The sequence below is a fragment of the Desulfosporomusa polytropa genome (assembly GCF_055380075.1).
Genome location: NZ_AP042400.1, coordinates 1,011,283 through 1,023,714, shown reverse-complemented (window position 1 = coordinate 1,023,714; position 12,432 = coordinate 1,011,283). Strand labels below are relative to the sequence as shown.

Here is a 12,432-nt window from a genome sequence, read left to right as displayed (position 1 = left end):
GCCGCTTTTACCGCCACGCAGTACTTTAAGAGTTAACATTAGATGAAAAAGAAACTACTACAAAGATATGCAGTAGTTTCCTTGAGTTGTTAATTACAAAGGGTTTCACCTTGAGGGTCCAATATAATGATCTTACCCTTATTTACTAATGACCGGCATGACAATCTTCGTCAGCAGCTCGTTCTCTGGAACCTCCTGCGGAGAATTGAAGTAGTATTCATAACAAACGCCGGTCGAAGCATAGCCTTTTTCCTCGATCCATTTCGCCATCTCGTTATAGGGTTGCTCCATGCCGCTGTAGGGGCCTTTGTACATACTGGAAACCACCTTGCTTGCAGGAATTTCGCGAACCATTATGTCGTCTTTTTCTGGCAGCAGTCTGGCAACAGGAAAACCCATCTCAACGTCAAGGTTTTGCATATCCAAGTTATAGTAGGCAGTAAACGGAGCAAATACGGGTTGCTCACCAAGTTCCTGCAAATAGGACATAATCTTCATGTAGCTTTCGCCAATAACCTGGGGAAGCAATTCCAGCTTGGTGGTGGTTCTGATTGATACTACTGGTTGAACTTTTTCTTCGCTTAGCTCAATTGTTAACATTATTCATTCTCTCCTTCACAATCATGCATCTGATACTTAAGCGTGTGTAGTCTTTAGTTTAGCTACTCTGTCGTCAATTGATTTTTGATGCTCTTCATCACTTAATTCTGGGTCTTTCAGACTAAACCAGATTTCACAGGGTAATTTTGCGCAATCACCGCAATTCTTATAACTGTTATCCGCTACACACTGGTAAACCGGGCACACATCGACATTAATATACTTTGTCCAAAACACCCGGCCTTGCATAGCTTCGCATCCACCAGTACATTCATTGCCGCGGTGTTTGCACCCATCACAACTGGCTCCACAAACACATACCATTTTTCTATCAGCTCCTTCCATAATCTGATAATAACACAGCGAATAAGACAACTGTATGTCATATATAAGAAGGATCTTCGTACATTTTTAAGGTTTCTTTCATTCGTTTGATGAGAATATCCCTGACATGGGGCGGCTCCATCACCTCGACAAAATGGCCGTAAGACAGAAGATAGCCATACAGCCATTCGTTTTCAGGAAAGGCGACCTCGACTTCTATCATTCCATTGTCCTTTTTGACAATATGGGTATCGTCAAAATCATCATAGAGCCGACTAAGTACCTTGTCGCAAAACTTTAATTTCAAAAATATCATCGGAGGCGCTTTTTCTTTTTCCCAGTCCTGTAGCAACTTCGGAGTGAAGGACTCAGTTGTTGACACAACGTTCTTTATCCGTGATATTCGAAACAGGCGCTGACTGTTTCGTTTGCGGCAATAGGCAACCAGATACCATGAGCTGCCTTTATAAAATAATTTAAGAGGCTCGACTGCGCGGCTGCCTCGGTCACCCTTCGCATTAACGTACTCGAAAGTAATGACTTGTCTGTTGACGATGGCATGTTTAATATCATTGAACTTATTTCGCTCATTGGGGCTGCTTCCCCAATAGAAAAAATCGACATCAACCCAGTCGTTAGCCTGCGTATTTTTAAAAACAGCTTCCATTTTATCCAGTATCTTGTCAATCTCAGGATATTGGGTGGATTGGAGCGACTTTAAGGCCAGCATGATACTGCCGCTTTCTTGGTCGGACAGCAGCATTTTATTCAGTGTGTAATTTTCCAAGAGCGAGATACCGCCGCCATTGCCTTTGCTCATATAAATGGGGATACCGGCGGTGGATAATGCCTCAACATCCCGGTAAATGGTCCGGGTAGAGACGCCGAAGCGCTCCGCTAATTCACGGGCAGTCAGTGTACCACGACTAAGCAAAAGAGTAGTAATTTCCAACAATCTGGCTATTTTCATTTCCATCACCTACCATAGTTATAGCATATACCGACGGAATGTGCATAGAAAATACCAAAGCCGGCAACAGGATCTGCCGGCTTTACACATAATATCAGTTTTTAGTTAAGACCAGCTCATGCAGCCGGCCTTTTTTAGTCTACCAGAATTTATAACGAAATTCTGTTGACATAAGAACGACTAAGGCTTCTGCCGACGTCCTGAGGGACTTGCACAAGCCAAGTCTTTTCTTATGACAACTCTTACTAGCTCGCAGTTTAAAAGATTCAAGGGCTTGCAGGGCCGGGCAGTTGTTTTTTAGGCAGCCACTCTGTTAGCCTTGCTCAAAAATCGGTCTACAATTTTCTTTATTTCTGTATCCATAGGCACCTTGTCATTTATAGGATACAGCATTCCCTTATGCGACTTCAAAACCCACTTCCCATCCTTGTTTTCATAAGTTAAGTCCAATCTGCCGAGAAAGATGTTATCCTCTCCCCCTGCTTGGGTGATGGGGATTCCCCCTGAGCGATATATAGGCTGAGGAATGACAAAATGATCATCAGCGCCGATTATAAAGGAAATACCGCTATCTGCAAGGTCTTTATCAATCTGTAAATCTCCCGCAAGTCCCGCGTGTGACAGTACTATTTGAATATCTGATGCCTTACGCACCTCGGGAATAAGTGTTTTCACCGTAGTAAAGGCATCTTCCACAATTTTATTAGAAGCTTGTGGGTACTTCTTGACTTTATTTGAAGTTACCCCTAAAATACCTATTTTCATGTCTGCTACCTGTTTGACTACATAAGGCTGTACACCTGGCAAATATTCGCCATCTTGCGTCCTGACATTGGCACAAAGAGTCGGAAAGTTTGCCTGATTTATTAAATTATATAGTTTCTCGTCAGTTACAGCCTGATCGGGATGAGCTTTAAACTCATTATTTCCGAGTTCCCAGACATCATACTTTAGTGCGTTTAGTACAGCCATCTCCAATTCTCCGTAAAAGACCTTATGATATGGACCACGAATAGAAAGATCGCCACCATCGATAAGTAATACATTTTTCTTTTCGGCCCGTATCTGTTTTATGATAGATGCTTTTCTTGCCAAGGCATATGGTTCATAATCGTGGAAATCGTTTGTATGAATTATTGTCAGATTGAATACGTGCGGCTGACTTGGCCCAGCAAATACACCTACTGGAATTATTAAAGATATAACAATTGCAACAGTAACAAGATAGGCTATTTTTTTGCACATGCTCTGCTACCTCCTTATTTTTTTCATCTGGCTTGTTGCATTTCAAAGATAGCAACCGTGCCACTAACTTCATTAGCAGCTAAAAGTAGCGACTTACCTGTCGGACTCTTGGCAGCAGTTACAAAACATAGGCCTTCTGGCGAAACATCGCCGGCAATTTTATTACTGAAATCACGCGTATTACTATACTCAACAAAATAAGCATTGGCAGGATCTGTAATGTTATAAGCCATTACACCGCCAATTCGTTCCAAGCCAACAAAGGCATACACCTGATCTCCAATAATGCCGACCTTTACATCCTCAGGTTCTGGACCTTTTTTACCACTGCGACTGTCTATAAATGTATCCTTATTGGAAGCATTAAAATACTTGGGATACCTTTCAGCTGTTATGGTTTCGAAGTCACTGCCACTATCAAATACCAGCTTCATAGTATCTGCCTGCCAAATCGAGAAAGACCGCGCACCAAAAGTATAACTTTTATCGGCTGCCAACCCTTCCTGTTCCGAGTTATTTAAGACATCTACTTTTTGCCCGTCAATTACGGTTGTAGCAATATTGCTGTAAGAACCCCATTCTCTACCATCACCTTCGTTCGGCGTTAAAATGTAGGTTTTACCTTTGCTTTCATATATGGCAATACCGTCAGGCATATAGATTCCGTACACATTCTGCGCTTTTATGTCGATTTTCTTATCTTTTACTAAATCAATTGCATTCTTCTCTAAACTATGGTCTTTAAAGCCAAGCCCTTTTAGGGTAATAAAATTCTTGTTTTTTATATCTAACACCGCTATCGAATTTGCTTCCTGCAAACTGATATATGCTTTTTTGCTATCTGCACTTATCGCAATATATTCTGGCTCTAAATCCAGTGCCGGAGCAACCCTTTTTTTTAAAAGAACCTTATCACTGATCAACTGTTCGCGTTTTGCATCGAAGCTTTCAAAACCAACTATAGCCGCAGTTGCTTTTTCTATGCCTTTTTGTAAATCAATTATAGTTACCGAGCCTTTGGGATCTACCGTTCCAGGTTCGTAACCCAGCCTCGGTTCTCCCTCATCAGCAGTTAGAATATAATTGCCGTCAGGCGTAAAGGTAACCATATCCGGTTGAACGCCAGTAGCAATGTATCTGATAAGTTTTCCATTATAATCCAAAATCACTACTGCCCCAGGTTTTGTGTAGTCTGTCTCCTGCACTGCGAGCGCAATTATTTTTTTCTTGGTATTTACATCAACGCTGGTGATATCGCCAAATGTAAAGCCCGGTATTGTTTTACTAATGTCAATTCTATCGGTAGCTACATCAAAAGCGGTAGTACCATCAGAATTCAATTTTACGATGTCAACCGTTTTAGTAGCACCATTTACTATGTACATCTTTTTATTATCTGAATTGAATTTTACTATTTCTGCCACTCCACCATCAGGATTGGAAAAACCAGTAGCATAGCTAGATAAATGTTTTAGCGCAATCTCCTGATTGCCACCATTACTATTCCCGGCAAATACGGTAGTACCTATTGATGAAACCAGGTACAAAAGTGATGCCGCCAAAAATGTCCATGCCTTCGTTTTCAAAAATCTTCCTCCTTGTATAATCCTCTTTACATTATTATACATTTCAGAAGAAGAAGTTTGGTTATGAAGAGTTTAAGTTTTCGTTAAGATATCATCTGTGAAGCGGAGAAAAGTGTCAATAGGACGGGATTAGAAGCAAAATAAGTCCCTTTGCTCTCTAGTACTTACCATTATCAGCGACATAAAACAACAAGGATGACGAAAAGAAACTTGCCAGTGTCGTAAACATCCGCGTCATGTACTGAAAAGTAACTATATATACTATTGGAAATTTGGCAATTGGCTAAATGAATTCTTTGGACATTTGAACATTTGGTACCATTCTTCTATTTGAGATTCAGGATAAATTTTCAGGAGCTCAATAATGAGACGAGCAAACTCAACCGAGCCTCCACCGCTAGCCGTTATTATATTACCATCGCGAACTGCAAAATCAACAACATAATCAGATTCATTACAATAGTCTGGTACAAATTGATCTAGAAAGCCAGGGGCATTGCTTGTATGTCTAATGCTTCTTAAAAGCCCGGCTCGAGCCATCGTTATTGTAGCTCCGCAAATTGCTGCTATTGGCACCCCTTGTTTATGAAAGTCAATTAACATACTTTCAAGAATCTCAATATAATTAAAGTACTTCCTAAATTCAGGTTTTTTCTTTTGCCACATTTCGCCACCTGGTAATAGTAACAACAGTGTGTTATCGTGACTAATCTCAGATAAAGTTATATCTGGCGTTACCTTTAAGCCACCCATAGTAGTAATTGACTCTTTTGAAAAACCAACACTGACAACAGCGAGTTGCCCCCGTCGTCTTAATTCACAAAGAGCAATAGCCGGTTCCCAATCGGCCATGCCATCAAATACAAGGACATAAATATATTTTTCGATATGCACATCTGTTGATCTTTCCTCATTTATAAACGTAGTCATACCGTACAGGACTCCTCTTTTTTAGCTTTTTCCGAATAAATACTAATCATTTAATTTAATTTTGCCCTTGAAATAAGACTCTTTGACCTTGTGGGCCTTTTCCTTTGCCCATTTTTCTAGCCCCATTTTTTTAATTAGACAAGAATTAAACACTTTTGTATTGTGCGGTCTTTGGTCAGCTTGGTCGGCGTAAGGGTGCAAATAGTCACATGGAAAGTCGATGCAATCGTAACAAAAGTTTATCCCTTTTCGCTTAATACATTGATAGATATAACAAGGTGCATTTCGTCCAATGGCAGCGATTACTCCAGATACGTTGCGGCAGCCGTGGCACACGGCTTTTTCTGCTGGAACATTAAGTCGCATACCAATAGCTTCTCTCAAATTGTCATCAGTGTTTGCCAGATAAATGGGGCAATTAAAACAGTCTAATCCGCAGGGCGCAGTCATGTTTTGATAGTCCATACATTACCATCCTTTAATCACTTATTTGATTTTCTACAATCAGCAATAATCGGAAAAAGAACTTTTAGATCTATCATACATTGTGTTGTATTAATTATAGAGTTAATATTATAGTAAAGGAAGTAGTTACATTATTTGTAGCTACTTTACCAGGAGAAACCATGGAGAAATGTTGTATGACTGATAAAGGCATTAATTTAAAAGATATATTTGGCGAATTAATTAAATGGAGTAATAATTGCTTAAAATAGTACTCATTCAATATTAACCTCCATTTGGCCGCTACCGCGGACAACAGAAATAGTAATGAAAAAATGATGTGCAGCTTTCACCACTTTGTTAAAATTATTTTGAGGGAAGATACGGTAAGGTGAGTCTAGACTGCTCCTCTCATCATATGTCACCTGCTTTAAAGAAAAGAGAAGCTATCCATAACTTGGCTTGGATAGCTTCTCTTCAGTATTGACATCACTATTAACTTCTCAAACTCCTTTGTTGGCTGAACGATGGTTTTCTAAATCCATTCTTGTCATAAAAATGCCTTGCCTTACTATTTTCTTTTAGTATCCACAACACGGACTGCAGAAAAGCAAAATAATCAGTTTGTAATACCACAAAAATGGTATATTATAGAAATGGACGTCGTCTGTATTATATATCAGTTCTCAAACACGTTATCGATACGTCAACCCATTCCACTGCCAAAATATAACGAATAGGAAGTGAATGTTGATGAAAAAAATAATACGAGCGCTGTTTTGTGTGTTGGCAGTAAGCCTGGCCATCTGGATGCCAAGCTTAGCTGCAGCGGAAGACGTTGCCGACCAATCGCAGGCACAAAAAACAACTATCTGTGGAGACTACGCAGGAACCCTCGACTCCCTGCACATAAAGCTTCATCTGAAGGTCGATGCAGCAGGCACAGTGACAGGCACTCTCGACAGCATCGATCAAGGTGCGATCGGTCTTCCTTGTTCCGACTTTCATCTCGACGGACAATCCATTACCTTCGCCATACCCGCCGTCTATGGGATGTGGAAGGGCATCATCACAGCCGACGGACTAACTGGAACATGGGACCAGGGAACACCACAGCCCCTGAACTTCGTTCGCGACACTTTTATTCCTGCCGCCAAACCCACCCCCGTCGATGGCATCTGGTTAGGGGCTTTGCAGGATAACGGCGCTACACTGCGCATCCAGATACACGTGAAGAGCGATAGCGCAGGGCACGAGTTGTGCACCCTTGACAGCTTGGATCAGCACGCAATGGGTTTCGAATGCGCCAATGTTCTCTTTTCGGGTGACGATTTCTCCTTCGATGTTCCAGTGGTTCTTGGACACTGGAGCGGTAAACTCTCCGCTGACGGAAAGGCCTTGATTGGCACATGGAACCAGGGCAGCCCTTTGTCGTTGAACTTTACACGCCAGGCGGTCGAACTAACCGCTGCTCCCATTCCTTCGCCCACCTTCGATCCTGCTTTGCCCCCCGTAGCGGTAGCCAACCTTCAATCGGTTCTCGACAAGGACATCGCTGAAGCTCTCAAGTCCGGGTGGCTTAGCCCCACAACCGGCGCAGGCGTCACCATCGCAGTTGTTGAACACGGGGTTCGCCGTATATTCAGTTATGGCACCGCCAAGCCTGACTCGATTTTCGAAATCGGCTCCATCACAAAGACATTCACCGGGCTTATCCTTTCGCAGCTAGTTGAGCAGGGCAAAGTTACGCTCGATGAACCTGTCCGCGAGCTATTGCCGTTCGTAACTGTTGCCAAACCAGCAGGCGATGAAATCACCCTTCTTGATCTCGCCACTCAGCAATCTGGTCTTCCAAGAATGCCGGATAACTTTAAACCTGCCGATTTAGCCAACCCTTATGTCTATCATCCGGTCAATCTCTATGAGTTTCTGGCCAAACGAGGTGTTGCCAAACCAACCACCTCCGGCTTCCTTTACAGCAACCTCGGTTTTGGTCTTCTCGGCCAAGCCCTCGCCGTCCATTCCGGTCTCACTTATCCCGCCCTTCTAAAAGAGGAAATCGTCGATCCACTCGGTCTCAAAGACACAACTGTTTCCCTTACCCCCGAGCAATTAATTCGCTTCATCCCCGGCCACAGCGAAGATCATCGTCCGGCACACGCCTGGAATATGGACGCTTTGGCTGGAGCAGGAGCCATCCGATCCACGGCAGGGGATATGCTTACCTACCTTGAGGCCAATCTCCATCCTGCGGCCTTCAAGCCTATTGCCAAATCCACCGCGTCTGCCACACTCTCCGTCGCGCTCACTCAGCAGCATGAACTGCGCGCTGACTCCTTTCCTGGAACACGCATCGCACTTGCCTGGTTCTACGAAATTGAATCTGGAAACTACTGGCACAACGGTGCAACTGGTGGCTACAGTTCCTATGCTTTCTTCAATCCCAAAGGCGACTACGCCGCCGTGGTATTGCTTAATACTTCTATCGGAAGCACTGGAAGTTTTGCAGACCGATTGGGCCAACACATTAGCCAGAGATTGGCTGGCAAGCCTGCAATCTCCCTCACCAAATGAGCAATCGAGCCTAACCTTTGGCTTTTAAGAAGGAAAGAGATGTTTTTATTTGGTTTGAGTAAGGTGATTTTCAGGGGAGTGTACTTCTGTAGGTCAAGACATGGACGCGATACGGTTCAAGCTTCTGGCACACCTCCATCCTCCCAGACTTCATCAGCTGGCGGTATGTCTGGCTACGGCAGCAAATTAGAGACACTCAGGGACGTCGTCCCCTTATGTCATTCCCTGAACACAGGACTGTTTTTAATAACTTCGACTAACTCAGGATAATCACTGTTTAAGCGTTCGAGTTTATCAAAAAGAAGCCATGTATCTGGTGGATTTTCCTTAAAATTGTTAAGAATATCTTCATAAATATAACCAATAGGCACATAGGCACAGAATTAGAATTAAATTCGTTGCTTTTATTCACTTAAAACCCTCCATTTCTTATTACCTGTGCACCCTGTCGCGCATGACCGGGAGTGCTACCAGTTCGACAGCACATTACTATTTAGCGCGAATTAAAGCGATTACCCCGTCTTTCCTCAATCCGGCTGTAAGAGTTACTATCTCAACTCCACCAGGTAATGTTTGAACCATATTGAAATCATTGATAGTCCTGCCAATTAAAGCATCGATGGCCGGAAAATTTTTTCGATTCTGCGGAACGAACAGGCGCTTATCCGCCAAATCACGAATGCGCGGTGCAAACCGGAAACCGAGTAAATGCATCAAGGCAAAAACATGATCGGTAAAGCCTGCCGTATCGGTGTAGTGTTCCTTGATTCGTAAATCTGACTCATACTTCAATATGACACGCCAATTATCAGCAATGTTTTTTCCGTATGTTTATGTATAACCGCCATGTATATGCTTTTCTTGACTGTTTCTTGGAATAAAACTGTATATTGCAGGCAAGCTATATATGATATTTTCGTTTTGGGGGTACAGATGGTAACTAATGACCAAATTCGTCAAGCATCTGAGCACTTGAATAACCTAATATTTACCCAGTGGGTTACAGATCATTTTCTTTCGCCTACATGGTTTGTCCAAGTACTCCTGTTACTTATTTCTTACGCTTTGTTCTTCTATTTTTTAGACAGGAAGCGATTTACCGAGATACTACTCTTCGGTTCGTTAGTTGCTATGGCTTTCACAGTTTATGACTCAATAGGTGAGCAGTTGGGTCTATGGGAATACCTAAAAATGGTGCTGCCTTTCACACCTAACATCTTTTTAGGTGACGTCACCCTTATGCCTCTATATGCTATGCTGGTATATCAATACACTTTTTCATGGAAAAAATATTTACAGTGGAGTGTAGTGTGGGCGGGGTTATTTGTTTTTGTAATTTATGATTTTTTATTTGATCGTCTGGATATTTTTCATTACCTACCTTCAATCGCAAAGTATCTTGACTTTAGCTTATTTTTGTTAGTTGCGATTATTGCCCGTGGCATCATGGTGGTTCTTTTAAGAACGGAGGTAAAACAAGGAAAAGAGGCTTCCTGGGCTTCTTTGTCTAACCTTATAGCGCAGCCTGCAATGAAACAACAAAAAGGAACTAATGATGATGATCGCTAACCCTACGGGGCTAAATATATTTCTATGAATTGAGGTTTACTTCCGGAACTGTCGCAGAGACAGTTCTTTTGACATAATTAGGAGTAGTACCAGCAAGCGTGTCATGTACTGATAAGAAAGGGACAAGAGGAACAGGGCACAGGATTCTTGTCCCTCATAAGCAACGCTCACCTTCAATACAAGAAAAGAAAGTAGCGGGCTAAGGAGTAATACCCCTTCCTGCTTTGGCGTGCGGGTGCGGCCGAAACAGTATAAGTCGGCTTTCAGTGCCTGAAGACCGGCGGCAATCAGCTGGCCGGAAGTACTATGCGATAGTGAGGCACTACTTAACGGGTGGTTTATTGTGGAGCGCAAAATTCACGCACTCCACTGGCTAAAGCCATTAAGTAAAATAGACAGCCATATGGCCGTCTATTTTTTATGGTCTTCTATCCAACCCTGTATATCGTTTTCAGTAGCCGAGGCATCTGCAAGTGACAGACCCAACGTAATAAGTTCTTGTTGCGTATAGGACAAGTGGTAGCCGTTGATCCTAAGCAGCAATAGCATGGCAATTATTCCCACTCGCTTATTGCCGTCAATAAATCCATGGTTACTTACCAGGCTGTAGGTAACAGCCGCAATCTTTGATTCCACTGTAGAATACAGGTCTTGTCCATCAAAAGTGGCTAAGGCGCGGTTTACCGCGCTTTCAATTAAACCAGCGTCACGAATGCCATGACTACCACCGGTTTGTTCTATCAGTTTCTTATGCAGTAGGATGATATCCGGAACAGTCAGCAGGCGCATCATTTAGCTAACTCCAGCAGCGCCTCTTTATTTTCACTTATAATATCATCCATGATTGTGGCCAATTCGTTTTGTTGTTTGCTATTAAGAAATTCAACAAAATCAATCACTTGATGTTGTTTATCTTCGGGCAATTTTTTAAAATCCTTTAATAGCTTTTCTGCTAGGGTCATGATGCCACCTCCTATATGTATATTATACCCAATAAAACAGTTTAGGAAAAGGAGCAACCCAAAAACACACCCTCATAAGCAACGCTCATCTTCAATACAAGAAAAGAAAGTAGGCAGGGAAACCTACTCGCTTAAGGAGTAATACCCCTGCTTCTAGCTTGCGGGTGCGGCCGAAATAGTATAAATCGGCTTCCAGTGCCTGAAGACCGGCAGCAATCAGCTGGCCGGAAGTACTAGTGATAGTGAGGCACTACTTAGCTAATTTCTTAAAGTCCTATAACAGTTTCAGACTTTATTCGGGTTTCGTGTAAACGTTCAAACCTACTTTAATTTCCTCAGTTCCCGGCACAGCTTGATTACCTTCACTACTTGCAATAATGATTGATTTGCCGCTACTCGACTTTCCAAAGCGCTTGGATAGATCTACTGTAATTATCAACTTATCACCTTCAACTTGCATTTCCATATTTTTCATTTGATTATCCCTCCTATGAAACATTCCTATTGGTTCTAAAAGACACCTCGGTAAATTTTTCTTTGACTTTTCCCCGGATTGGCCTTCTTGAATTCTTCAATCATTTGATCGATATCTTTCTTCTTTATATCAGTGTGCACAGCCTCGTTGCCAATCGCAGGCGTACTCTCTGGTGTACTTTGGGGCGTACCTTGCAAATCTTTCATAATAACCTCCATTTCGCCGCTATCGCAAACGACACAAATAGTAATGAAAAATGGTATACGATTTCAACCGAGGAGGGACAAGGGGACAGGAGCCTTGTCCCTTGTAAGCAACGCTCATCTTAAATACAAGAAAAGAAAGTAGGCGGGCTAAGGAGTAATACCCCTTCCTGCTTTGGCTTGCGGGTGCGGCCGAAATAGTATAAATCGGCTTCCAGTGCCTGAAGACCGGCGGCAATCATCTGGCCGGAAGTACTACGCGATAGTGAGGCACTACTTAGCTATTCCGTAAAGTCCTATAACAGTTTATCTGCTAATGTCACTACTTACACTACCAAGGTATATTCCTTATATCATACCCAATGTAGCAAACATTGGATATCGTTTTTAGTTAGAAGCAAAATGAACGGCCTTTTGCTTCTACAGACCGTCATCGTCAATATCGCCGCCGTGAGTGTAAAAATTACGTCATGGCCTTTGACAGCAAGCAGGCTGCCTACCTGAAAGGCGATGGATGATGATAAGTTAATGTCGCCTCGGTAAAACCGGC

The 12,432-nt window shown here is 42.6% G+C and carries 13 protein-coding genes and 1 pseudogene; 2 read left to right on the top strand and 12 right to left on the bottom strand.

The window, feature by feature from the left end:
• Positions 1-138: 138 nt before the first annotated feature.
• The 7 genes from ACZ449_RS06635 to ACZ449_RS06605 form a co-directional block, all read right to left on the bottom strand.
• On the bottom strand, positions 139-600 hold the full coding sequence (locus ACZ449_RS06635) for a GyrI-like domain-containing protein (protein ID WP_464260253.1): 462 nt from the start codon (positions 598-600) through the stop codon (positions 139-141).
• A gap of 36 nt (positions 601-636) precedes the next feature.
• Positions 637-924: a hypothetical protein gene (locus ACZ449_RS06630; protein ID WP_464260252.1), complete on the bottom strand. Its 288-nt coding sequence runs from the start codon at positions 922-924 to the stop codon at positions 637-639.
• Positions 925-982: 58 nt separating this feature from the next.
• Complete coding sequence (locus ACZ449_RS06625; RefSeq protein WP_464260251.1) at positions 983-1,894, bottom strand: helix-turn-helix transcriptional regulator; 912 nt, start codon at positions 1,892-1,894, stop codon at positions 983-985.
• A gap of 297 nt (positions 1,895-2,191) precedes the next feature.
• Complete coding sequence (locus ACZ449_RS06620; protein ID WP_464260250.1) at positions 2,192-3,139, bottom strand: bifunctional metallophosphatase/5'-nucleotidase; 948 nt, start codon at positions 3,137-3,139, stop codon at positions 2,192-2,194.
• Between the two features lie 23 nt (positions 3,140-3,162).
• The gene (locus ACZ449_RS06615; protein ID WP_464260249.1) at positions 3,163-4,725 is read right to left on the bottom strand and encodes a choice-of-anchor I family protein; all 1,563 of its coding nucleotides are present in this window, start codon (positions 4,723-4,725) and stop codon (positions 3,163-3,165) included.
• Between the two features lie 261 nt (positions 4,726-4,986).
• Entirely contained in the window at positions 4,987-5,655 is a 669-nt protein-coding gene (locus ACZ449_RS06610; protein ID WP_464260248.1) for a DJ-1/PfpI family protein, read from the bottom strand.
• 42 nt (positions 5,656-5,697) lie between these two features.
• A complete protein-coding gene (locus tag ACZ449_RS06605) occupies positions 5,698-6,120 on the bottom strand; it encodes a DUF3795 domain-containing protein (protein ID WP_464260247.1) in 423 nt (140 codons plus the stop codon).
• A gap of 732 nt (positions 6,121-6,852) precedes the next feature.
• On the opposite strand from ACZ449_RS06605, the gene ACZ449_RS06600 reads away from it, so the two are divergent.
• Complete coding sequence (locus tag ACZ449_RS06600; RefSeq protein WP_464260246.1) at positions 6,853-8,673, top strand: serine hydrolase domain-containing protein; 1,821 nt, start codon at positions 6,853-6,855, stop codon at positions 8,671-8,673.
• A 644-nt stretch (positions 8,674-9,317) separates the two neighbouring features.
• Here ACZ449_RS06600 and ACZ449_RS06595 read toward each other — a convergent pair.
• Positions 9,318-9,468, bottom strand: a pseudogene (locus ACZ449_RS06595) (Tn3 family transposase); the annotation flags it as partial.
• A gap of 138 nt (positions 9,469-9,606) precedes the next feature.
• Here ACZ449_RS06595 and ACZ449_RS06590 point away from each other — a divergent pair.
• Entirely contained in the window at positions 9,607-10,242 is a 636-nt protein-coding gene (locus ACZ449_RS06590; RefSeq protein ID WP_464260245.1) for a hypothetical protein, read from the top strand.
• Positions 10,243-10,653: 411 nt separating this feature from the next.
• Here the strand turns inward: ACZ449_RS06590 and ACZ449_RS06585 are convergent, their stop codons facing one another.
• From ACZ449_RS06585 to ACZ449_RS06570, 4 genes are all read right to left on the bottom strand, one after another.
• Positions 10,654-11,034 (bottom strand): type II toxin-antitoxin system death-on-curing family toxin, encoded by a 381-nt coding sequence (locus tag ACZ449_RS06585; protein ID WP_464260244.1) that lies wholly within the window; start codon positions 11,032-11,034, stop codon positions 10,654-10,656.
• Complete coding sequence (locus ACZ449_RS06580) at positions 11,031-11,204, bottom strand: DUF2281 domain-containing protein (RefSeq protein ID WP_464260243.1); 174 nt, start codon at positions 11,202-11,204, stop codon at positions 11,031-11,033. Before ACZ449_RS06580 ends, ACZ449_RS06585 begins: the two co-directional genes overlap by 4 nt.
• 292 nt (positions 11,205-11,496) lie before the next feature.
• Complete coding sequence (locus ACZ449_RS06575; RefSeq protein ID WP_464260242.1) at positions 11,497-11,679, bottom strand: hypothetical protein; 183 nt, start codon at positions 11,677-11,679, stop codon at positions 11,497-11,499.
• Between the two features lie 35 nt (positions 11,680-11,714).
• Complete coding sequence (locus ACZ449_RS06570; protein WP_464260241.1) at positions 11,715-11,885, bottom strand: hypothetical protein; 171 nt, start codon at positions 11,883-11,885, stop codon at positions 11,715-11,717.
• Between the last annotated feature and the right edge of the window lie 547 nt (positions 11,886-12,432).